This window comes from Streptococcus hongkongensis, assembly GCF_053206145.1.
In genome coordinates this window covers 49,740-73,958 of record NZ_JBRUGD010000012.1, presented here as the reverse complement: position 1 = coordinate 73,958, position 24,219 = coordinate 49,740, and the positions used below count along the sequence as shown (strand labels likewise).

The following is a 24,219-nucleotide window of genomic DNA, read 5'->3' as shown; positions in this document are numbered from 1 at the left end:
TCATGGAGGAATAACAGATGTTTGCATTATCAGAAGAAGAGCTCATTAAATTGGGTGCTAAAAATACTACAAAAGAAATTAAACAAGAGCCCGAGCTATGGCGTGAAACTTACGCAATCTACCAAAAGAATAAAGTTGCTTTGGCTAGCTTTATCGAAGAAGTTATTTCACAAGCAAATGGTAAAAAAGTGAAAATTATTTTCACTGGTGCAGGAACTTCAGAATATGTTGGAGAAACCATCACCCCATACCTTCAAACAAATAGTGACCGTGATAAACTAAGTTTCTATAGCATTGGGACCACAGATTTGGTTTCTACTCCTCACTATTTCTTCTATCCAGAAGACACAGTCCTTTTAGTCTCATTTGCTCGTAGTGGTAATAGTCCCGAAAGTGTGGCTGCGGTTAATTTAGCCAATCAATTTTTGCCAAATGTTTACCACCTTTTCATCACTTGTAATCCTGAAGGAGAACTCGCAAAAATTGCTGAAGGAAAAGAAAATGCCTATCTTTTCTTAACTCCAGAACGTTCAAATGATCTTGGGTTTGCAATGACTGGTAGCTTCTCATGTATGATGTTGTCAGCTCTCTTGGTCTTTGACCAAAAAGTAAGCGAAGACGACAAGTCAACTTATGTTGAACTAATTTCTAGTTTAGCAGAAGATGTTATCAAACGTGAAGCTGAATTGCAATCATTTGTTGATAAGGACTTTAAGCGTATTGTTTATTTAGGTTCTGGAAGCCTTAAAGGCTTGACAAGAGAAGCACAACTTAAGATTTTGGAATTGACAGCAGGACAAATTTCAACTGTTTATGACAGTTCAATGGGATTTAGACATGGGCCAAAATCATTTGTTAATGAGGAGACTTTAGTCATTGATTTTGTCAATAATGATCCTTACACGCGTCAATATGATATTGATATTTTAGAAGAAGTAAAAAATGATAATATTGCTGTTGATACCATTGCTATTACTCAAGTTGGTGATGTTAACTTTACAGGGACAACATTTGCCTTTGCAGAAGTTCAACTCTTGCCAGATGCTTACCTTGCATTTCCAATGATTGTTGTTGCACAAATCATTTCGTTACTTTCATCAATTAAAGTGAATAACTTACCAGATACACCTTCAGCTACTGGTACAGTTAATCGTGTTGTTAAGGGTGTTACTATTCATCCTTATGAGGCCTAAAAGGAGAACTCATGTTAGAACTTAGTGAAAACAAAAAACGTTTACTTGAAGCTGTTAGTAAAGATGGCTTGATTTCAGCTTTGGCTTTTGACCAACGTGGTGCGCTTAAACGTATGATGGCAAAACATCAAGATACTGAACCAAGCAGAGAACAAATGGAAACTCTTAAAAGCATGGTATCAGAAGAATTGACACCATATGCTTCATCAATCCTTTTGGACCCAGAGTATGGACTTCCAGCGACAAAAGTACGTAATGAAAAAGCAGGCTTGCTTTTAGCTTATGAAAAAACTGGCTATGATGCGACTACAACAAGTCGTTTGCCTGACTGTTTGAATGAATGGTCTGTAAAACGTCTTAAAGAAGTAGGGGCAGATGTTATAAAATTTTTGCTTTATTATGATGTTGATGGTGATGCAGAAATTAACCTTCAAAAGCAGGTATACATTGAACGTATTGGTTCTGAATGTAAAGCTAACGAGATTCCTTTCTTCTTAGAAATATTGTCTTATGATGAAGGAATTGCTGATAACAACAGCCTTGAGTTTGCTAAAGTTAAAGCAGCTAAAGTTAATGGTGCTATGAAAGTTTTCTCTGATCCACGTTACGGCATTGATGTTCTTAAAGTTGAAGTTCCTGTTAACATGGCTTATGTTGAAGGTTTTGCTCAAGGTGAAGCTATCTTCAGTAAAGAAGAAGCCGCACAAGCTTTCCGTGATCAAGCAGCAGCTACAGACCTTCCTTACATTTACCTCAGTGCAGGTGTGAGTGCTGAACTTTTCCAAGAAACACTTGTTTTTGCAGCGGAATCAGGTGCTCAATTTAATGGGGTTCTTTGTGGCCGTGCTACCTGGTCAGGAGCTGTACCAGTTTACATCACAGATGGTGAAGAAGCTGCTAGAGAATGGTTACGTACAACTGGTCGTGCAAACATCAAAGCTTTGAATGATGTGTTAGTCAAAACTGCTAAGTCTTGGCAAGAAAAAATCAAATAAGCTATTTAAAAATAGTTACAATTGACATAAACATTCCTAATTTTGGAAGGTTCGTGTCATTTGTTAAATTACTCAAAAAACTAATGTTAATCTTATTTTATTCATTTTAGACTAAAAAAGATCGTATTCCTAAAAAATATGGGGATTATATTAACATTAGTTTCTTTTATAATAAAAATGTAAACGGTTACTTGGAAAAGAGAAAAAAGGATAAAGTTGGGCTGTTCTCCCACTTTTAGTCACGATAGTTATACATTAGTTAAAAATATTTCATTAGGAGTAAATACATGAGTAAAAGCGCTAAAGAACTTTTTGAAAAGCGTCAGAGATTTTCGATTCGGAAATTATCAATAGGGGTAGCATCTGTTTTATTAGGAAGCTTTTTATTAGGATCAGGTGACTTAGTCCAAGCAGAAGACCTTAATACAAATACGAATCCTACAACTGTAGAACAAGTGAGTATTAATACTGTTAATCCAGAAACTACCTTAGTAACCAATGATTCAACAGCTACCTCTTCAGAAGCTACAAATACTGCAACTGTAGCAACAGAAGCTGCTGCGGAAACAGTTCAGTCAAGACCTGAATGGACAGCCAATTCCACAGTAGCTGGGACTGTGACAGTAGAAGAAAAAGATGGTGTTCGCTACAATCAATTAGCACCAGATGAAGCAAATGATAATGGGGCAACTGCAGCCACCTTCGTTAAAGAAGGCCTTGAAACAAATGCTGACGGTTCTGCAACAGTTTCTCTGAATTATATTGATCAATCTCAGGCAGACCAAAGTCGTTTTGGAGTCTTTCTTCATTATAAGGATGTTTACAATAATATTTTTGTAGGCTATGATAAGACAGGTTGGTTCTGGGAATACAAGAAAAATGGAGGCGGACAATGGTTTGATGGAGCTCGTGTAGCTGCGCCAAAAGCTGGTCAAATAAACCAATTAGAAATTAGCTTAAAGGCTGATGGTCAATTAAATGCTACAAATAATGGTAATCAATTATTTGATACCTATAATGTGCCAAAAGAAGTTATGGATGCTTTATTGGCAGATAGAGCTATTGCTCTTAAAACTGGTAAATATGGTGATGAAGTCACTAAAGTGGCAGTTAAGACTGATAATCAAGAAGGTGTTAAGCCAGCTACACCAAGTGTTCCGACGGACACCATTCTTGTAGATAATTCTGGAGTGGTTTATGATACCATAAAAGCTGGCGACTTGACTGCTGAAATCGACAAAGCATTTCCACGAATCAATAAGTATCTCTTTGGTAAAGATACCATTTATGGACAAGTACAGGCTGTCGATAGTTTTAAAATTAATAATGTTTCTGTGAAACCAATCGTTACCTACACGAAAGTTTCTGATAATAAAGCTCGTTATGTCTTAGCTGTTAAAGATGATGCTAAATTGATTAACGTGGATATAACTGTTGAGCTAACACTGGAAAACAATCAAGCTCATTTTGATGTGGTCAAGATTGACAATCATAATGCAGTGGCACCAGGTCAAACTATTGATGATAAACGCAAATTGGTTCAAACCATCGATTTTTCAAATAATAGTTTAGTTTCTGTTTCAAGTCGCCAAACCGGTGCTAAATTTGATGGAGCAACCATGTCAACCAATACTCATAAAAAAGGTGACATCCACGTTGACATTAAAGAAAATACTAGCAGTTTTGACAGAGGCTACATGTATGGTTTTGTTTCTACCGATAAGGTAGCTGCAGGTGTTTGGAGCAATTCGCAATACAGCTATGGTGGCGGTAGTCAAGACTATACAAGACTTCATGCTGATACAAAAACTTATTCTGAAGATGGTCAAGTATCTACCTATGGGCGTGTAGCAAGTTCACCTTACTATTATCAACGTTCTTATAAGGGGGTTGTTTATCCAGATTATACTTTAGAGTTACCAAGTTCTAAGGTAGTTTTCACACGCGATGTCAATGATGATAATACAGTTGACTGGCAAGATGCCGCCATTGCTTATCGTGATATTATGAATAACCCTCAAGGTTGGGAATCAGTTGCTGATATTGTTGCCTATCGTATTGCCATGAACTTTGGTTCACATGCACAGAACCCATTCCTAATGACCCTGGATGGTATTAAGAAGATTGGTCTTCAAACTGATGGATTAGGACAAGGAATCCTCTTGAAAGGGTATGGTAGCGAAGGTCACGACTCTGGTCACCTAAATTATGCTGATATTGGTAGCCGTATTGGTGGTGTTGAAGACTTCAAAGCTCTCATTGCTAAAGCTCAAGAATATGGTGCTCGTCTAGGTATTCACGTTAATGCTTCGGAAACTTATCCAGAGTCGAAATACTTTACAGAAGATATTCTTAAAAAGAAAGCAGATGGTTCTTACTCTTATGGTTGGAACTGGTTAGACCAAGGAATTAATATTGATGCTGCTTATGATTTGTCTCATAACCGTAATCAACGTTGGGATGAATTGAAAAATGCACTTGGTGATGGTCTTGACTTTATTTATGTTGATGTTTGGGGTAATGGACAATCTGGCGATAATGGCGCTTGGGCAACTCATCAATTAGCTAAGGAAATTAACGACCATGGTTGGCGTGCTGCCTTTGAATGGGGCTATGCTGGTGAATACGATTCTACTTTCCAACACTGGGCTGCTGACTTGACTTACGGAGGCTACACACTTAAAGGCATTAATAGCGATATTGCCCGCTTCATCCGCAATCATCAAAAAGATTCTTGGGATGGAGACTTCAAATCGTACGGTGGTGCTGCTAATGCTCCCCTTCTCGGTGGTTATAATATGAAGGACTTTGAAGGTTGGCAAGGACGTAGTGACTACAATGGCTATGTAACCAACTTGTTTGCTAATGATGTCCCAACGAAATTCCTTCAACATTATCTTGTGACAAACTGGATTCTAGGAAATCCTGTAACTATGACTGATAATGGTGAAACTTATAAGTGGACACCAGAAATGGAAGTGCGTTTAGCTGATGACAAAGGCAATAAAGTTGTCGTTACGAGAAAATCTAATGATGTAAATAGTGAAGCTTATCGTCAACGCAAGTTCACAATCAATGGGCGTACCGTATTAGATGGCTCAGCTTATCTTCTACCTTGGTATTGGGATCAAGATGGTAAAGATTTGACTGCTGATAAAGAAAAAATGTATTATTTCAATACAGATTCAGGTCAAACATCATGGCAATTGCCAGCAGATTGGACTGGTACAGCTTATCTTTACAAATTAACTGACCAAGGTAAGATAGAAGAACAAGCTATCACCATTACAAATGGTCATATCAACTTGTCAGGATTAGCCAACCAAGCTTATGTGCTCTATAAGACTAAACAAGTTCAAAAAGAGGCTTCTTGGAGTGATGGCATGCACATTTATGACCAAGGATTTAACAGTGCAAGCCTTGATAAATGGACAATTTCTGGTCCAACAAGTGCTGCTAGTGTTGTTAAATCTCAAGGAGCTAATGGTATGTTGCGCGTGGCTGGTAACACTGAAACCATCAGTTTAAGTCAAAAATTAACAGACTTGAAGCCAAATACAACTTATGCAGCTTATGTTGGTGTTGATAATCGTAGCGATGCTAAAGCTACTTTAACTGTTACAGCGAATGGACAATCCTTGTCAACTTATGCTGATCAATCCTTAGCATTGAACTACATTAAAGCATATGCTCACAACACTTGGAAACAAAATGCAACGGTTGATAACACTAGTTACTTCCAAAACATGTATGTTTTCTTCACAACAGGTTCAGATGTTTCAGATGTGACCTTGACACTTAGTCGTGAAGCTGATGCTGCAGCAACTTATTTTGATGATATTCGTATCTTTGAAAATAAATCAACACTTTATGCGGGTGCTCATAATACCAGTGCAAATAAGGCTGTCTTGAAACAAGATTTTGAAAATCAACCACAAGGAATTTTCCCATTTGTTATCGGTGGTATTGAGGGAGTTGAAGATAACAGAACTCATTTATCTGAAAAACATGATCCTTATACTCAACGTGGCTGGAATGGCAAAAAAGTTTCTGATGTAATTGATGGTAATTGGTCACTTAAGACTAATGGTCTTGTTGGACAAAATAACCTCGTTTATCAAACTATTCCACAAAATTTCCGTTTCCAAGCTGGTAAATATTATCGAGTTTCATTTGACTATGAGGCTGGTTCAGATAATACCTATGCCTTTGCAGTTGGAGAAGGGCAATACAAGGGGGTAACTGGTGTTGAATTGACTACCCTTGCAAATACTTGGACAGATAGCGACAAAGCCAAACGTGTCAGCTTTATTGTTGAAGGAGCTGACAGTGGTAAGACTTGGGTTGGTATCTTCTCAACGGATATATCTTCTGATACACATGGAGATATTGGAGGGAATACTAACTTCCGTGGATACAATGACTTTATTATGGATAACTTAGTTATTGAAGAAATTGAAGTAACTCCACAAACCATTATTGAAGCAGCTTTAGGCAAAGTTACCTTACCGAGCGTTGAAACCTATACATCAGCTTCAGTCTACGCATACAAAGATGCTGTATTGGCCTTGAAGGATGCTCAAAACAATCCTAACCTAACTGTTGATCAAGCCAAAGTATTAGCTCATGCTGTTAATACAGCTAGTCAAAATTTAGTTATTAGAAAATATGCTGTTGAATTATCTGATATTGATAGGAACGGTTTGACTGCCCCAGCACAAAGTGGTGAGGAATTAGAAAAGGCATTTGATAAGAATGCAAGTTCACTGTGGCACACACCATGGTATTCAGAAACTATCAATCAACCTGCCACTATTCCATTGCTTCAACCAACAACCATCACACGTTTTGAATATTTACCACGTAGCAGCGGTTCTAACGGACGACTTCAAGCAGCAACTCTCGTGGTAACAGATAATCAGGGCAAGGAGCACACCTTTATAGCAAGTAATTGGGCAGATGATGCTAATGTTAAAACTATTAACTTTGATACACCAATCAAGGCCACTAAAGTTATCTTTACTGGTACAGCATCATACGGTAATCAGCCGAATATGTTCATGTCAGCTGCTGAGCTTTACCTGGTTGTACCTGAGCAAGTCGTAGCTAAACTTGATACAATTGCTTATGACCAAGCTTTAGCTAAGGCTGAAACTCAAACTGGAGAAAAAGCTAAAGCAGCTGTTCAAGCTATTAAATCTTACAAAGATTCAGTGGAAAAAGATGATTTATTAACACCAACTCTTATTACGAATTTGGCTGAAAAACTTCTAGCTATTGAATCAGATAAAGCACCAATAACTGAGGATAAGACTTTAGTTAGCCAAGATGGTTTGGTATCTGTAACATTATCTGGAAATGAAAAAGCTGTCAAAGTTATTGCAGAGCCAATATTAGATGGATTGAGTAATGTCTCTGTTCTTGTTGGTAAAAACTACGTTGCTTATGATATTTATCTAGTAGATGATCAAGGTCAACGTGTTCAACCAGAAGGAACAGTAAAAGTAACAATTACTGGTGATACCAGCAAACAAGTGGAAGCAGTCTATTATGTTTTACCAACAACTGGTGCTAGTGAAAGTCTTGCATTTACACAAAATGGTAATCTAGTTTCCTTTGATGTGACTCACTTCTCTGATTATGTTCTCGTGTATAAAACAACAGAGACTTTATCATATCATCCAGCGCAAAATCAAGAAACTAGTAAACAAACTAAAGAATTTACTCAAATAAGCAGTAAACAATTACCAGAAACAGGTGGTGAAGAAACAAATACTCTCGCTTTGTTTGGTACGTTAATTCTAGGCATAACAGCAACTCTCTCCTACAAGAAAAAGAAAGACTTAATTTAATATATTAATTAGTTTTATGCTCTGCATTTTGTCTATGAATCAGTAATGAAAAAACCTTAATCAAGGAAAATTTGATTAAGGTTTTTAGTCTTTTTCTGAACGAATTTCAAACTTAAAATAATGCCAATGCTTATAGGTTTCCGTGTATTCTAGGACACGTCCTAGTTTCCTACTAGTCGTTGTTTTAATTTGTAAAATGGCAGGCTCATACTCAGTCAACTTAAGCAAGGATCTAACTTGCTCAGGGACCGGAAGAACAATTTCATTGGTTTCTTGGAAAGATTCTTCTAGCATATGTATGTTGAAATCATGTCGATAACGGTTATAAATAGAAGAATAGCTTTCAAGTGAGAGGTTGGGAGTTACAAAATCATGCGGGAGATAGGACTGATGAAAGATGTAGGGTTGATCCCCATCAAAACGAACACGAGAAATTTTATAGTAATATTCACATTTATGCAATTTCAACAGTTTCATATAATTAGGATCATTACCACGTTCAACAGATAGAACTTTTACAAGGTCATTGGAAAAATTAAACCGCTCTTTATCTGTAAATTTAACAAGTTTCTCTTTTCGTGAGCGAGTAACGAAAGTGCCGATACCTTGACGACGTTCAATGAAGCCTTCTTTTTCAAGTTCTTTCAATGCTCTAATAATGGTAATGGAGCTGGCATCGAAGAGTTCTAGTAATTCAGCTTCAGTATAAAATTGGTCTCCGTTTTCAAATTTTCCAGAAGTAATTTCATGGCGAAGTTTATTTTGAACTAGACGATATTTGGGTTCTTTTTTGGACATTTATTTCATTAATTCCTTTTATTTACAATGTCTATCATTTTACTAAAAAAAAAACAAAAAAACAAGCAAAAAATAACTGGACAATACCACAAAAAAGAGTTATTATATATATAGAAAACGATTACAGACATTAAGAGGTGAGAAATGGAATGTTTTGACGTTAAAGAAAGGTTCTACCTTAATGCTAGACCATTTAAGATTTTATCGGGTGCTATTCATTATTTTAGGATACATCCTGATGACTGGGTTCACTCTCTTTATAATCTAAAAGCACTTGGCTTTAATACAGTTGAGACATATGTTCCTTGGAATCTACACGAGCCTCATGAAGGTGAGTTCGATTTTGAAGGTGGCTTGGATATTGAAAAATTTTTGACCACAGCACATGAACTTGGACTTTATGCTATTGTCAGACCATCTCCTTACATTTGTGCAGAATGGGAATGGGGTGGCTTACCAGCCTGGCTTCTAGAAAAAAATGTTAGAGTGAGATCTCGTGACCAAGTCTACCTATACTTGGTTAATCAATATTACAAAGAATTATTACCACGTTTGGCTAAGCATCAGTTAAGCCAAGGTGGCAATATTCTCATGTTTCAAGTAGAAAATGAGTTTGGCTCCTATGGTGAAGACAAGGTTTATCTCAATCAACTCAGTCAAATGATGAGACAATTTGGATTGACACAGCCTTTCTTTACATCAGATGGTCCTTGGCATACTGCCCTTGAAGCAGGTAGCTTAATTGATGAAGACATCTTAGTTACTGGTAATTTTGGTTCAAGAGCTAGTGAAAACTTTGAATGTTTACAAAGTTTCATGGACAAGCACAATAAGAAGTGGCCACTTATGTGTATGGAGTTCTGGGATGGATGGTTTAATCGCTGGGGCGAAGAAGTCATTCGACGTGATCCAGAAGAACTTGCCGATTCTGTAATGGAAGCCTTAGAACGAGGTTCGATTAATCTCTATATGTTCCATGGTGGAACTAACTTTGGCTTTATGAATGGTAGTTCAGCGCGTGATCAAAAGGATTTACCACAAGTTACATCTTATGATTATGATGCTATCTTGGATGAAGCTGGGAACCCGACAGCAAAATTCTTTGCGTTGCAAAAACGCTTAAAAGAAGTTTATCCGGAACTTTCTTTTGCAGAACCACTAGTTAAGCCAAGTATGGCAATCACAGATGTGCCATTAAGTGAAAAGAGAAATCTGAGTTCAATTCTTAATAAGTTAAGCTCATCTACAGATAGCTTCTATCCTCAAAACATGGAAAGTCTAGGACAAAATACAGGCTATATCTATTACCGACATTTGGAAAATAGTGATCGTGATAGAACCGAAAAGCTTCGCTTGATTGACGCAAGAGATAGAGCTCAAGTTTTCCTTAACGGGCAAAAAATTGCAACTCAATATCAAGAAGAAATTGGTGGCGACATTGAGCTCAACTTAGTTGAAGGTAAAAACCAGCTGGATATTTTGGTTGAAAATATGGCGCGTGTAAATTACGGTCATAAGTTTACCGCACCAACTCAACATAAAGGACTTGGTCGGGGAGCGATAATAGACTTACATTTTGTGGGCAAATGGGAAACCTTTACACTACCACTCGATTACATGTCTGAATTGCCTTGCTCAGATGAAGCTTGGGTTCAAGGCCCCCCAAGTTTTTATCAGTTTGACTTTAATGTAGATAATCCTGAAGATTCCTATCTAGATATGTCAGGATTTGGTAAAGGTGTTGTCTTTGTTAATGGTTTCAATATAGGTCGCTATTGGCACCGTGGTCCTATTCATACACTCTATATCCCACATGGTCTCTTCAATACTGGAGAAAACAGAATAATTGTTTTTGAAACAGAAGGGATTTATCAGGATACAATCAATTTTGTTAAAAAATCTATTATAGATGAAAAAGGAGAAAATTCATGACAATTGTTGCCGCGCGTATTGATGGTCGTCTGATTCACGGCCAGGTCGCTAATCTTTGGACAACTTCACGCAATATTAGCCGTATTATGGTTGTTGATGACGATATCGTTTCAAACGATTTGGAAAAAACAGCTCTAAAATTAGCTACGCCAGCTGGAGTTAAACTTTCTATTCTTAATATTGAAAAAGCAGCTACTAATATTTTAGCTGGTAAATATGATTCTCAACGTTTGATGGTCGTTGCTAGAAGACCTGATCGTTTCCTTGGATTGCTTGAAAGAGGAGTAACTTTGGAAGAACTTAATGTTGGTAATATGTCACAAACTGACGAAACACGTTCAGTAACACGTTCTATCAATGTTGTTGATAAAGATATTCAAGACTTTGATGCTATTCATGCTAAGGGTACTAAACTTATTGCTCAAATGGTTCCAGGTGATAGTCCACAAGACTTCATGCCATTGTTAGATAAGGTTAGATAATTATCGTGTATTTTTGAAAAATTTTTAGGAGGAAGAACACTATGCAATGGTGGCAAATTCTTTTACTTACACTCTACTCAGCTTATCAAATCCTTGATGAGTTGACTATTGTATCTTCAGCTGGTTCGCCAGTTTTCGCTGGGTTTATTTCAGGTGTTATTATGGGAGATATTAAAACCGGTTTGATAATTGGTGGCTCTCTACAACTTATGGTACTCGGTGTTGGTACTTTTGGTGGGGCATCTCGTATCGATGCTACTTCAGGTGCTGTTCTTGCAACAGCTTTCTCAGTTGCAAGTGGTATTAAACCAGAGTTGGCAGTTTCTACAATTGCTGTTCCAGTAGCTGCACTCATGGTATATACTGACGTTCTTGGACGATTCTCAACTACTTTCTTTGCACATCGCATTGATAAATATGTAGAAGCCCAAGACTATAAAGCTATTGAACGCAATTATCTCTATGGTGCAATTCCATGGGCTCTCTCTCGTGCTTTGCCAGTATTCATTGCTCTTGCATTTGGTGCAGGTGCTGTACAAGCAATCGTTGACTGGGTTGCTAGTGTGCAATGGTTAGCTGATGGTCTTACACTTGCTGGTAAAATGCTTCCTGCTCTTGGGTTTGCTATCTTACTTCACTACCTTCCTGTTAAACGTAACCTTCACTACCTCGCACTCGGCTTTGGTGTTACAGCAATGTTGACAGTTGTTTATAATAACATCCAACTTTTGGGAACAAATGTAGCAACTGTTGTTAAAGGATTTGATGCTAGCCCGTTCAAAGGGTTGCCAATGATCGGTATTGCTATCATCGGTGCTGCTCTTGCAACTATTCACTACAAAAACAGCCAAAATGCTGGAAGTGCAGTAAATACTACTACACAAGTTGAATCAGAAAGTGGGGAAATTGAAGATGACGAAATCTAATTACAAATTAACAAAAGAAGATTTTAAGCAAATGAATAAACGTAGTCTCTTTACCTTCCAATGGGGTTGGAACTATGAACGTATGCAAGGCTCAAGTTACCTTTACATGATTCTTCCTCAACTTCGTAAAATGTACGGAGATAACACTCCTGAGTTGAAGGAAATGATGAAGACTCATACTCAATTCTTTAACACCTCTAACTTCTTCCATACTATTATCGTTGGAATTGATATGGCACTTGAAGAAAATGATGGTGTGGCTGCTAAAGACGCTGTTAACGGTATTAAAACAGGTCTTATGGGGCCGTTCGCTCCTATCGGAGATTCACTCTTTGGTTCATTAGTACCAGCTATTATGGGATCAATTGCAGCTTCATTGGCTACGCAAGGGAACCCACTTGGTATTGTTTTATGGATAGCAGTAGCATTTGCTATTAATATCTTCCGTTGGAAACAATTGGAAGTTGCTTATAAAGAAGGTACTAAACTTGTAACGACAATGAAAGACCGTCTAGGTTCATTAGTTGAAGCAGCTTCTGTAATGGGTGTATTCATGGTTGGTGCTCTTATCGCAACTATGATTAACTTCAAATTCATTGCTGCTCCAGCCATTGGTGATAAAGTCATCAATATTCAAGACCTCTTTGATCAAATCTTTCCACGTTTGATACCAGCAATCTTTACAGGACTTATCTTCTGGTTACTTGGACGTAAAGGTATGACTTCATCTAAAGCTATCTTGATTATCATTATCTTCGCACTTCTTATGGCATTCTTCAAAATCTTTGGTGTTTAGGAGGGGCTATCATGGCAAAACATTTAATTCTCGTCAGTCATGGTATGTTCTGCGAAGAACTTAAAAAAAGCACTGAAATGATTATGGGTCCTCAAGAAACGATCCATGTTGTCCCTCTATTGCCTTCAGAAGGTCCAGATGACTTTAAAGCTAAATTCTTAGAAGTTGCTGATCAATTTGATGACTATATTGTCTTTGCTGATCTTATGGGTGGAACACCTTGTAATGTTGTCTCACGTCTGCTTATGGAAGGTTATGACTTTGACCTTTTTACAGGGATGAACATGCCAATGGTAATTGGTTACCTTAACGGTGTTCTTCTTGAAACTGATGCTGATGTCTTGAACTATGGTAAGGACAATATCCATCATGTCAATGAATTGTTGTCTGCTGTAGACGATGATGAAGATGATTAATGGTTTTACTCAGAGAAAATAGTAGCTCTTTAGGGGGCTGCTTTCTCTTTATATAAATTTAAACTATTTTAGTATTTATACTTTTAAACGTTTTTAGAAGTGTATAATTTGAGTTAAGAAAAGAGGTCTATCGTATGACTACTTATGTTAAGGCGGATTGTTTCTATTTACCTACTGAAACCAAAGTAAGTGGTTACCTTGAAATTAATCAAGGAGTCTTTGGAAATTGGACTAAAGATGTTCCTGTTGATTCAGAGGTCCTTGATTATAGTGGCTATCAAGTTGCTCCGGGTTTGGTTGATACTCACATCCATGGATTTGCAGGACAAGATGTAATGGACAATTCAGCTGAGGGCATTAAAATCATGAGTAAAAGTTTATTATCAACTGGTGTTACATCGTTCTTGCCAACGACACTGACATCAGATTTTGAACGTCTACGTGATGTTTCAGCAACAGTTGCTTCAGTAGCTGAAAAAGTTGAAGGTGCAAAAATTCGGGGTATTTACTTTGAAGGTCCTTATTTCACTGAAAAATTTAAAGGGGCTCAAAATCCTTCTTACATGAAAAATCCTCGTTTAGACGAATTTAATGAATGGCAAAAAGCAGCTAAGGGACTCATTAAGAAGATTGCTTTAGCACCTGAACGCGAAGGTGTTGAAGAGTTTATTTCTATCTTGACCCAAGAGGGGGTGGTAGTAGCTTTAGGTCACTCTAATGCTACTTATAGTGAAGCTAAAGCAGCTGTCAAAGCAGGAGCTTCTGTTTGGGTTCATGCTTACAATGGTATGAGAGGACTTAATCATCGTGAACCAGGTATGGTTGGTGCCGTTTATAATATTTCAAATACTTATGCTGAACTTATTTGTGACGGTCACCATGTGTCCCCTATAGCTTGTGATATCCTAATGGAGCAAAAAGGTCATGATCATGTTGCACTTATCACAGACTGTATGCGAGCAGGAGGTTGTGTAGATGGCGATTATATGCTTGGTGAGCTTCCAGTTACCGTTGAAAATGGTACAGCACGTCTAAAAGGTTCCGGATCACTTGCTGGTTCACTCCTGAAACTTAAAGATGGGTTACGTAATGTTGTTGAATGGGGACTTGCTAGTCCAGAAGAAGCTGTTAAGATGGCAACTCTTGTACCAGCTATTTCTGTTGGGATTGACGATGTATGTGGTCAGATTAAAGAAGGTTATGCTGCTGACTTTATCATTTTAAGTAAGGATTTGCATTTACAAGCTACTTTCCTTGATGGTGAAAAAGTTTGGGAAAATATATAAGAAAGAGATTTTTTAGGCAATTATGAGTAATCAGTTATTAAATCATTACTATTATAGTTTAAATAATGAAGTATTGAAAAATAATAATTATTTTTATTACAGTGTCAAAGCAATGTTCTGAAATAATTCAATGTCTTTATTTCGGTTTAAACAATCTCTAAAATTAATGCGGTAATAAGTCATGCTTCTCTTAGATATTATCTTTCAAATGTAAATAGCATGAAACAGTTCAAATATCTAAAAAGCTTGGGTTATACTTTATTTCATAGTTCTTCGCAAAGAAATATCTGATGTGGGTGAAGTAAAAAACTAGATTAACTATACAATTAAAAGTCAAAGTCATCGTGTATATATGCGATTTTAGAGTTGTTAATTTATGATGCTATTTAGCTATTGCATACTTAGGAGGAAGGTTAATGAAAATAATCGAACAGATCATTGAAAAAATTGGGCAAGAAGAAATCACGCAAATAACGTTAATGAATGATTTTGGTGTTAAAGTAGAATGCTTAACATTGGGAGCAACTTGGCAATCTTTTAAGGTGCCAGATGGTGCAAGTGAGAAAAATATTGTTTTGGGTCATCAGTTTGTGAGTGATTATTTGACAGATCCTCTTTGCGCGGGTCAATCTATTGGTCGTGTTGCAGGTCGTATCGGAGGAGCTACTTTTCGACTGAATAACCAGTCTTTCACCGTTGAGGCTAATGAAAAGGGAAATTGCTTACATGGTGGCTCAAAGGGGTTTCATAAACGAAATTGGCATTATCGAACAAACCTATCTGCTGGAGAAGCTAGTGTTACATTTTTGATGAGTTGTAAGGAAAGTGATGATCTGTTTCCTGGTGATATTGATGTCTGTATTACTTATACCTTAACCAATGCTAATCAGCTTGATATTGTATTTGAAGGTAACAATGCCAGTAAACTAGGTTTATTTAACCCAACAAATCATGTGTATTTTAATTTAAGTGATCGCCAGGATTTAACAACACACTCCTTGCAAGTGGCAAGTGATGATTATTTGGAAACTGACAGTGACCTTATTCCTACAGGAAGGTTTCTTGATGTTAGTGGCAGGCCTCATGATTTTAGGGAAATGAAGGCATTATGGCCAGCAGTTATCGCAAATGATGGTTTTGATGCAGCATTTCGCATTCGTCCAGATACCCATAAAAATGGTCTACCAATTGCTGTTTTAAGGGATGAGAAAAGTAATACTCAACTGTCAATTTTTTCAGATCGCAATGCCCTCGTTATCTACACAATGGATGACATCCTTTCAAATCTGTTTTTTGAAAGAGATTGTGGCCAAACAGCTTTGCCAAGAGAAGCGATCGCAATGGAAGCACAGACCTTGCCAGATGCGATCAATCATGCGGATTTTGGTGATATTACCATTTTGCCAAATGAGAAAAAGACCTATCGTATTTCTTATCGCTACAACTAGAAAAGTGGATAATATTTGAAGTAAACTTATTCTATATAAAAGCATGAGGCTGGGCAAAAACTAGCTTCAAAATAAAACCACACAGTGATTTATGTCTTGAAAACAATCCAGACGAAAGAATCACTGTGTGGTTTTTGAGTAGTTGAAGTTTTTGAGGCTATATTCTTGGCCAATTTTGTGAGATTCATACTCATGAAGAGGAATCCCAACTCTGTTTGGACAGCCTGATTGTCTCTGACATGTACTTTATGCACACCAAAAATACTCTTCAATCTGCCAAAAACGGGTTTAACATTTGTCTTGTGTTTGGCATAAATTTGAGAGCCTTTTTCGCTATGTAGTTTCTCTATTATGAGTTCTTTAAAATAATTCCAAGTCGGATTGTAATGAATTTGTTTCTGATGTCCACCTTCTGTTTTTGCTTGTCTAACCTATTTATCAAAGGGAGATGGTGTTAAATTATATTCCTTAATAATCTCGCTTCGTTTTTTCCCAGAATTATGAAGATCAACAATCTGTTGTTTAAAGTCATCTGTAAATTGCTGGCGTACTTTTCTAGTCATAATGTTCTCTTATTTTCTTTAGTTTAGAATACTTTATAAGACTGTCTAGTTTAGTGTAACCTATTCCCCATAAACAAATAGTAATAAGACGATTAATAAAAATCTCCTCAAGGATTTCATTAAAATACTCCACAAATGTTAGGTTTAAATTAATCATAACCTTAGAACCTTGATTGTTCAAGAAGAAAAACAAAATCATAGGTCAAAGAACTAAATACATTATAGGTGGGTGGTAAACATATTTGGCGATTATTCAGTCACTTCTCAGCAAACATATTAGTCAAGTTATTCTTCAATATAAATAATCGGTCGCCATACTCTAACTTTTAGTTCTAAAGGAAGTCTTTTCTGTATTTTTAGGATTTTCTTAAAAACTTTTCTTCTAACAAAGTGTCCAGCAACTAACAAGTTGAGTTTGTTCTAATTAGCGTTGACAATGGACATAAACAGAGTAAACCCCAAAGAATTCTATTAAAAGCAAGCCATTCCGATATTTGTTATGATGATAAAGGGTAAATCCCTTTATCTCGTTCTTACAAGACAAAAAGGCTCAACAGAAGTTTAATGTGCTATTCTTTTTCTAAAGTTTTTTTGTCCGATACCTTCTGGTGCTCACCCCATTTACCTGAACGATACATTTTTACTGCATTTAACTTAAACTTATCATTATATTTCATACCAAAAACCCCTTTCACTGGATAGTCCAGTGACAGGGGACATGTCAATTTAAATGAAATAGGGGGGCTTTTGTTAAAGTATAAGGAATAGTTTGGATAACTTGTTTAACTAGAGCAACCGTCTTGTACCAAACAATAGAAAGTCCGATGATTTCGCTATGATAGAAATCAATAATAAAACAGAGATGAGCCCAGCGCTTTCCTAAACGAACATAAGTTAAGTCAGTTACGAGAACTTCTAGCGGCCTGTGTTCATTAAATTGTTTAACTAAATGATTAGGGATAGCTATCTCATTCTTTCCTTTTAAATGATTCTTCTTGGTAAATTGATACAAGATTTAGTTTTTTCATAATACGTCTAATTCGGCGACGAGACAACTTGACTCCCTCCATCTCAGAAACTTGTTTCATTTTTCTTGCACTATTTCTAAACTTACTATCAGAGAAAATATGGTTAATTTCTTAGTAACTACGTGTTGATATTATTGTTTTGCTAAATTAGAATTATTTTTGTCATCGTTTTTTCTATAAACTACTTTCTCGTAGGGTTAATGTTGTCGCTATTCGCGTCATACTGGCGATAGTTTCAGGTGAAATTAACTGTCTGTTTAACACATCTACAGCTGTGCGTCCCATTTCTTCTGTATAGACAGTAATACTAGAGAGCGCTGGGTAGACCTGTTTGGCAAGTGATGTGTCATTAAATGAGATTAAGCTCACTCTTTGTGGGACAGCAATTCCAGCTTCCTGAAGAGCTTTGAGAGCTCCGATTGCTAAGGTATCATTTGCTACAAAAAAAGCTTTTGGGAGTTCATTTCCCAATTCATCAATGGCCTTTTTCATTAAAAAATAGCCAGATTGGGCAGAAAAATTACCAATAAATATTGTTTTTGGAGTGTAGATACCATGTTCATAAGCATAGTTACGAAAGGTTCTAAATCGTTGATCGACAATCGTTTCTAATCCATCAGTCGTCTTTTCTTCTCCAGCAATCATACCAATAGGAGTGAGATTTTTATCAATAAAATAGTCAAGAACTTTCATGACAGAATGATCAAAGTCAGTTGTAACACAAGGGTGTCCACTCGTTAACGTATCACTATCGACAAAGACCAGATTTTTATTTATTTCTTCAAGACATTGAATTTGCTTTTGACTAAACTTCCCGATCGCAATAATGCCGACTAGGTCATTAGGCAAGGCATCTAAATGACTATCAAAGAAGCGGACGATATCATAGCCTAAATCTTGTGCACGTTTTTCAATCCCAATCCGGATAGTGTAATAATATAAATCATTTAGTTCTTCTTGTTCACTATACCATTGAACGATGGCTATTTTCTGTTTGACTCTTTTGGAATTTGTGATTTTTTGGTGCTTTTTATAGTCAAGATCATCTGCTATGGTTAAAATTTTGTGCCTTGTAGTCTCGGTGACGGATAGACTTTCATCATGGTTTAGAACTCTAGAAACAGTTGCTTGAGAAACGCCTGCTAATGTTGCAATATCTTTAAGTGTAGCCATAATAATTTCCTCTCTGTATTGATTTTATTATAACATTTTTAGTAATTTATAAGTAAAATTTAAGTAAAAATATTGAAAAACTTTTTTATGGATTTTATAATAGAAGTATCAATAGCTAAAGGAGTATCATAATGAACGAAAAAGATCTCAACCAAGCTTTTCAAACGATTTTTGAAGAGCAAGCAGATGCAACTTTTTTTTCGCCTGGTCGTATAAATTTAATTGGTGAACATACGGATTACAATGGTGGACACGTTTTTCCAGCAGCGATTACACTGGGAACTTATGGGGCCGCTAAAAAACGTGATGATCAAAAACTACGCTTTTACTCAGCAAATTTTAAAGAAGTTGGGATTATTGAAGTATCTTTGGACGATTTAGCCTTTAAAAAAGAAGATTCATGGACCAATTATCCTAAAGGCGTTATTACTTTTTTAAAGAAAGCTGGTCATGTGATTGATAAGGGGGTTGATCTCTATGTCTATGGGAATATTCCAAACGGCTCCGGTTTATCATCATCTTCTTCTCTAGAAATGTTGGTGGGCATTGTTGCTGAAGAATTATTTGAGCTAAAGCTTGAACGGCTAGATTTGGTCAAAATTGGGAAACAAACCGAAAATGAATATATTGGTGTTAATTCCGGTATAATGGATCAATTTGCCATTGGTATGGGTGCTGAAAAGCGAGCTATTTATCTGGACACCAATACCTTGTCATATGATTTGGTACCACTTGATCTTGGCGAGCATGTGATTGTTATCATGAACACAAACAAGCGTAGAGAGTTGGTGGATTCAAAGTATAATGAGCGTCGAGCAGAGTGTGAGAAAGCTGTCGAGGAATTAAATGTTCTACTTGACATTAAAACACTTGGTGAACTTGATGAAGCTAGATTTGATGAATATTCCTATTTGATTAAAGATAGTAATCGTATCAAACGTGCTCGTCATGCAGTCTTAGAAAATCAACGGACTTTAAAAGCCAGAAAAGCCCTAGAAGCTGGTGAATTAGAGCAATTTGGTCGCTTAATGAATGCTTCTCATGTATCGCTTGAGCATGATTATGAGGTCACGGGAATTGAACTTGATACGCTAGCTCACACTGCTTGGGCACAAGAAGGAGTTTTAGGGGCACGCATGACAGGAGCAGGCTTTGGAGGCTGTGGTATTGCTATTGTTGCCAAAAATAAGGTTGATGCTTTTAAGGCAAATGTTGGTCAGGTCTATACTGAGACTATAGGCTATGCGCCAGATTTTTACATTGCTGAAATTGCTTCTGGCTCACGTGTGCTTTCAAGGAAATAAAAGATGGTCAGTTTAGTTGAAGCCTTTGTCACTAAGGTGATTGAGAATAGTGATTATAGCATTGTTGATGGTATTTATCTTCGTAACCGAATTTTAGCACTTGTCGGTGAAACTAATGCTGATCAAGAGATAAGTAACGACAATCTCATTTCATTAAAAGAGCGTTTGGTAGATTTGGCAGTTGAAAATGGTAAGATTGGTTCTTTAATAGAAGAAAAAGACTGCTTAGGTGCGGAGTTGATGAATTTCACCACTCCTATTCCAAGTGTGGTTAATCAAAGATTTTGGGACACTTATGAAAAAACTCCTCAACAGGCGATCTCAGAATTTTATAACCTAAGTCGAACCAATGATTACATCAAAGTGGCAGCCGTTGCAAAAAATATCGCCTTTTCGGCACCATCACCTTATGGGGATTTGGAAATTACTATTAATTTATCTAAGCCTGAAAAAGACCCCAAAGCTATCGCGGCTGCAAAAAAACTTCAGCAGTCCAGTTATCCAAAATGTCAACTTTGTATGGAAAATGAAGGTTATCATGGTAGACTTAACCACCCAGCTAGAGCTAACCACCGAATTATCCGTATGCCTTTGGGTGATGAAATATGGGGCTTTCAATATTCTCCTTATGCCTATTTTAATGAGCATTGCATTTTTCTCAATACCCAACATGTACCAATGAGGATTTGTCAGACAACATTTGCTCAGTTACTAGATATTGTCGACATTTTTCCAGGCTATTTTGCTGGTTCAAATGCTGATCTTCCTATTGTTGGTGGCTCAATTTTGACACATAATCATTATCAAGGAGGACGCTACATTTTCCCAATGGAAAAAGCCACAATTGGTGATTCCTTTAAGATAAAAGGGTTTGAGAATATGAGTGTCGCTATACTAAGGTGGCCAATGTCAGTTCTCCGCTTAACTGGTCAAAATAAGACAGACTTAGTGGCATTAGCTGAACATATTCGCTTGACTTGGCGAGACTACTCAGATGCAACAGTTGATATATTGGCTTATTCAGAAGATATCTCACATCATACCGTGACACCAATTGCAAGGAAACGTGATAATTTATTTGAATTAGACCTTGTTTTACGTGATAATCATACGTCACCAGAGCATCCAGATGGAGTTTATCACCCACATGCTGATGTGCAACATATTAAAAAAGAAAACATAGGATTGATTGAAGTGATGGGCTTGGCTATTTTACCACCTCGTTTAAAAGATGAGTTAGCGGAGGTTGAAGCTTATTTGTTGGGACAAGAAAACACAATTGCAGCATACCATAAGGAATGGGCAGAGCAAATCAAACAAGCACATCCAGTAATAAGCGCAGAGACTGTTCACGACCTTGTTTTTCAAGCAGTCGGACAGACCTTTGCTCGAGTTTTAGAAGATGCCGGTGTCTATAAACAAACGCCAGAGGGGCAGATGGCTTTTAATCGCTTTGTAATGAGTTTAGGTGTAATATAATAGAAGTTACTGAATATGATCCAGAGAAAGGAAGAAAGATGGCAATTTTAGTGCTTGGTGGGGCTGGTTACATTGGCTCACATATGGTCGATCGTTTGATTGAAAAAGGAAGTGAAGCAGTGATTGTTGTGGATAATTTGGTAACTGGACATCGTGCAGCTCTGCATCCAGATGCTATTTTTTATCAAGGAGATTTGGCGGATCAAGATTTTATGCGCCAAGTTTTTAAGGAACATCCTGATATTGATACTGTTATTCATTTTGCGGCCTATTCTTTAGTTGGAGAATCCATGAAGGACCCCTTAAAATATTTTGACAACAATACAGTAGGTATGGTTAAACTCTTAGAAGTCATGAATGAATGTGGCGTCAATAATATCGTTTTCTCATCAACTGCTGCAACTTATGGCATTCCAAAAGAAATTCCAATCAAAGAAACAGCAGAACAAAATCCTATAAACCCTTATGGCGAAAGTAAATTGATGATGGAGACTATCATGAAATGGTCAGATGAAGCTTATGGCATCAAGTTTGTAGCATTGCGTTATTTCAATGTTGCTGGAGACAAGCCAGATGGTAGTCTTGGAGAAGATCATAGTCCCGAAACACATTTATTACCAATTATGCTTCAAGTGGCACAAGGGACGAGAGATAAGTTGATGATTTTTGGAGATGACTATCAGACTCCTGATGGCACGAATATTCGTGATTATGTGCATCCTTTTGACTTAGCAGATGCACACATGCTAGCAGTTGAATATTTAAGAGCTGGAAAAGACTCAACCGCTTTTAATTTAGGATCTGCTACCGGATTTTCAAACCTTGAAATATTAGATGCTGCCCGAAAGGTTACTGGCAGAGCAATTCCTGTCGAAATAGTAGCTCGTAGACCAGGAGATCCGGATATTTTGATAGCCTCATCTGACAAAGCCAGACAATTACTGGGGTGGAAACCACAATTTGACAATATTGAAACCATAATAGAGACCGCATGGGCCTGGCATCATAGCCATCCTAGTGGCTATGACGACTGAGTTTAGTTGAAAAAGTTATTTGTAATCTTGATAATGGAGCTTCTAGTTTAGATTAAGTGATATTAGTTAAAGTTTCTACTTTATTAATTTACTAATGGAAACAATTCCATACAACAAACTATTAAAAATATTGAAGATAATATGACTTGACATGGTCTTGCAAAAAAAGAGATACCCAAAAGACAATTTTTACGTTTGATCCTGATGGTAGATGTTATCACAAGGATCAAGCATAAAAAGTTTTTGCAAATACGGGCATTATGGTTTTTGACAAATATAGGAGTGATTTATTATATAGTAATTATTAACAGGAATTTACAGTATAGTTGAGTTATCACAAAAATTTTTAACACATTTAAAAATTATTAAAAATATTTGATCTTAGCTTCATAATTCAAAACGTTAAGTGAATCAAAGTTTACTTGTTTCAAATTCTATCGGTGACTGATATCTTAATGCGGATTGAAGGCGTTTTGGGTTAGTATTGATTTCAATGTATTTAAGGATTTCAAATTGAGCTTGTTCAATGAATGCAAAATGTGCACTGTTGACAAGCTTTTTAATGTTTTATAAAGGAATTCTATAAATGTATTATCATAAGGAGTTCCTTTTCGACTCATGCTAGATTTACATTACACGGTCATTAAGTTATGCAGTATGCCCCTATGATAATGCAGTATCATAGGGCAACTATCGCTCATTCAAGATTGAGTTTATTCATCAAGAAGTTTTCCACTCCCTTGAAGAGCTAAGCGTCAAAACAAGAGATTACGGTCATTGGTGGAACTATCATCGTATCCATGGTAACCTCAATTACCAGACACCAATGGCAATACGATTGATTACTTAACTAAAAAGCACTTTATAAAATTTGTACAGAAAACGGTTGCCTTTTCAAGTGATACTATATTTAGTTTGCGAAAATCTGTATCGTACTTAATATGTCTTTAATTACAGAATTCTATCTCTTCTAAATTTCGTATGCCAATTTGTCATTCACTCCTAAGATTCGTTCAAAACTTGTCTATACTCTTCTTAGGAGTGAATGAATGTACAGTCCTTTCATGGATCTGGGGAAAATTATGATTTTACACAAGAATATCTTGCCCAATATCTGACTTGTAGCCAATCAGCATACTCCAGATTGAAGTTTGGTGGTCGACAACTATCTATTGACTACTTAATTAAACTCCTAACTCTTTATCCTATTAGTATGGATTACTAGTTAGGTTTAACTGATTATCCAGTACGTATAAAAATATAAAATAGTTCCTCCTTGTTTGTTCATTGACAATTGAATAAACCGAGGTGGGACTTTCTTATTTGTTGAGCAAGAAATCTGATACGCGAAGATATGAGCGATAATTATCAGATAAAAAATAGGTTGGTCACTTATCTGCCATGATGACAAATAATTATAATGATACTTCTGAACGTTCAGGCTGCCAGCGTGAAAGGACAGTGGGTGAAATGTCTATGAACGATTTAACCAGTCATACCCCCGGAGGAAAAAT

The 24,219-nt window shown here is 36.7% G+C and carries 17 protein-coding genes and 4 pseudogenes; 15 read left to right on the top strand and 6 right to left on the bottom strand.

Annotated elements, in window-relative coordinates; all coding sequences use genetic code 11:
- The first annotated feature begins 17 nt into the window (after positions 1 to 17).
- The 3 genes from ACVRZD_RS08210 to ACVRZD_RS08200 all read left to right on the top strand — a co-directional run bounded on the left by ACVRZD_RS08210 (position 18) and on the right by ACVRZD_RS08200 (position 8,040).
- Positions 18 to 1,193, top strand: a complete 1,176-nt coding sequence (locus tag ACVRZD_RS08210) for an SIS domain-containing protein (protein WP_037625199.1) — start codon at positions 18 to 20, stop codon at positions 1,191 to 1,193.
- An 11-nt stretch (positions 1,194 to 1,204) separates the two neighbouring features.
- A complete protein-coding gene (gene lacD / locus ACVRZD_RS08205; protein ID WP_037625201.1) occupies positions 1,205 to 2,188 on the top strand; it encodes a tagatose-bisphosphate aldolase in 984 nt (327 codons plus the stop codon).
- 287 nt (positions 2,189 to 2,475) lie between these two features.
- Positions 2,476 to 8,040, top strand: a complete 5,565-nt coding sequence (locus ACVRZD_RS08200; RefSeq protein WP_080730839.1) for an endo-alpha-N-acetylgalactosaminidase family protein — start codon at positions 2,476 to 2,478, stop codon at positions 8,038 to 8,040.
- Between the two features lie 84 nt (positions 8,041 to 8,124).
- Here the strand turns inward: ACVRZD_RS08200 and agaR are convergent, their stop codons facing one another.
- A complete protein-coding gene (gene agaR, locus ACVRZD_RS08195; protein ID WP_037625203.1) occupies positions 8,125 to 8,838 on the bottom strand; it encodes a transcriptional regulator AgaR in 714 nt (237 codons plus the stop codon).
- 144 nt (positions 8,839 to 8,982) lie between these two features.
- Between agaR and ACVRZD_RS08190 the strand changes: the two genes are divergently transcribed.
- From ACVRZD_RS08190 to ACVRZD_RS08160, 7 genes are all read left to right on the top strand, one after another.
- Positions 8,983 to 10,770, top strand: a complete 1,788-nt coding sequence (locus ACVRZD_RS08190; RefSeq protein WP_037625204.1) for a glycoside hydrolase family 35 protein — start codon at positions 8,983 to 8,985, stop codon at positions 10,768 to 10,770.
- On the top strand, positions 10,767 to 11,252 hold the full coding sequence (locus ACVRZD_RS08185; RefSeq protein WP_447450424.1) for a PTS sugar transporter subunit IIB: 486 nt from the start codon (positions 10,767 to 10,769) through the stop codon (positions 11,250 to 11,252). The genes ACVRZD_RS08190 and ACVRZD_RS08185 overlap by 4 nt, the downstream gene beginning before the upstream one ends.
- A 41-nt stretch (positions 11,253 to 11,293) precedes the next feature.
- Positions 11,294 to 12,178 (top strand): PTS mannose/fructose/sorbose/N-acetylgalactosamine transporter subunit IIC, encoded by an 885-nt coding sequence (locus ACVRZD_RS08180; protein ID WP_037625205.1) that lies wholly within the window; start codon positions 11,294 to 11,296, stop codon positions 12,176 to 12,178.
- Positions 12,165 to 12,974, top strand: coding sequence for a PTS system mannose/fructose/sorbose family transporter subunit IID (locus ACVRZD_RS08175; RefSeq protein WP_037625206.1), 810 nt, complete (start codon positions 12,165 to 12,167; stop codon positions 12,972 to 12,974). Before ACVRZD_RS08180 ends, ACVRZD_RS08175 begins: the two co-directional genes overlap by 14 nt.
- Before the next feature lie 11 nt (positions 12,975 to 12,985).
- On the top strand, positions 12,986 to 13,390 hold the full coding sequence (locus ACVRZD_RS08170; protein ID WP_037625207.1) for a PTS sugar transporter subunit IIA: 405 nt from the start codon (positions 12,986 to 12,988) through the stop codon (positions 13,388 to 13,390).
- 134 nt (positions 13,391 to 13,524) lie between these two features.
- Positions 13,525 to 14,676, top strand: a complete 1,152-nt coding sequence (gene nagA / locus ACVRZD_RS08165; RefSeq protein ID WP_037625208.1) for an N-acetylglucosamine-6-phosphate deacetylase — start codon at positions 13,525 to 13,527, stop codon at positions 14,674 to 14,676.
- Between the two features lie 416 nt (positions 14,677 to 15,092).
- Positions 15,093 to 16,124: an aldose epimerase family protein gene (locus ACVRZD_RS08160; RefSeq protein ID WP_037625209.1), complete on the top strand. Its 1,032-nt coding sequence runs from the start codon at positions 15,093 to 15,095 to the stop codon at positions 16,122 to 16,124.
- Positions 16,125 to 16,213: 89 nt separating this feature from the next.
- Here ACVRZD_RS08160 and ACVRZD_RS08155 read toward each other — a convergent pair.
- The 4 genes and pseudogenes from ACVRZD_RS08155 to ACVRZD_RS08140 all read right to left on the bottom strand — a co-directional run.
- Positions 16,214 to 16,546 (bottom strand): annotated as a pseudogene (locus tag ACVRZD_RS08155) (transposase); the annotation flags it as partial.
- Between the two features lie 12 nt (positions 16,547 to 16,558).
- Positions 16,559 to 16,687: pseudogene (locus ACVRZD_RS08150) on the bottom strand (transposase); the annotation flags it as partial.
- A 730-nt stretch (positions 16,688 to 17,417) separates the two neighbouring features.
- A pseudogene (locus ACVRZD_RS08145) lies at positions 17,418 to 17,823 on the bottom strand (IS3 family transposase); the annotation flags it as partial.
- Positions 17,824 to 17,889: 66 nt separating this feature from the next.
- The gene (locus ACVRZD_RS08140) at positions 17,890 to 18,888 is read right to left on the bottom strand and encodes a LacI family DNA-binding transcriptional regulator (RefSeq protein WP_037625210.1); all 999 of its coding nucleotides are present in this window, start codon (positions 18,886 to 18,888) and stop codon (positions 17,890 to 17,892) included.
- 131 nt (positions 18,889 to 19,019) lie between these two features.
- On the opposite strand from ACVRZD_RS08140, the gene ACVRZD_RS08135 reads away from it, so the two are divergent.
- The 3 genes from ACVRZD_RS08135 to galE are packed head-to-tail and all read left to right on the top strand — an operon-like array spanning position 19,020 to position 22,705.
- Entirely contained in the window at positions 19,020 to 20,192 is a 1,173-nt protein-coding gene (locus ACVRZD_RS08135) for a galactokinase (RefSeq protein WP_447450423.1), read from the top strand.
- A gap of 3 nt (positions 20,193 to 20,195) precedes the next feature.
- On the top strand, positions 20,196 to 21,671 hold the full coding sequence (gene galT, locus ACVRZD_RS08130; protein ID WP_037625211.1) for a UDP-glucose--hexose-1-phosphate uridylyltransferase: 1,476 nt from the start codon (positions 20,196 to 20,198) through the stop codon (positions 21,669 to 21,671).
- Positions 21,672 to 21,709: 38 nt separating this feature from the next.
- On the top strand, positions 21,710 to 22,705 hold the full coding sequence (galE, locus tag ACVRZD_RS08125; RefSeq protein WP_037625212.1) for a UDP-glucose 4-epimerase GalE: 996 nt from the start codon (positions 21,710 to 21,712) through the stop codon (positions 22,703 to 22,705).
- Between the two features lie 411 nt (positions 22,706 to 23,116).
- Here the strand turns inward: galE and ACVRZD_RS08120 are convergent, their stop codons facing one another.
- Complete coding sequence (locus ACVRZD_RS08120; RefSeq protein ID WP_080730843.1) at positions 23,117 to 23,269, bottom strand: IS3 family transposase; 153 nt, start codon at positions 23,267 to 23,269, stop codon at positions 23,117 to 23,119.
- A gap of 67 nt (positions 23,270 to 23,336) precedes the next feature.
- Here ACVRZD_RS08120 and ACVRZD_RS08115 point away from each other — a divergent pair.
- Positions 23,337 to 23,555: pseudogene (locus ACVRZD_RS08115) on the top strand (IS3 family transposase); the annotation flags it as partial.
- Positions 23,556 to 23,750: 195 nt separating this feature from the next.
- Positions 23,751 to 23,930: a helix-turn-helix domain-containing protein gene (locus ACVRZD_RS08110; protein WP_052128117.1), complete on the top strand. Its 180-nt coding sequence runs from the start codon at positions 23,751 to 23,753 to the stop codon at positions 23,928 to 23,930.
- Positions 23,931 to 24,219: the final 289 nt, after the last annotated feature.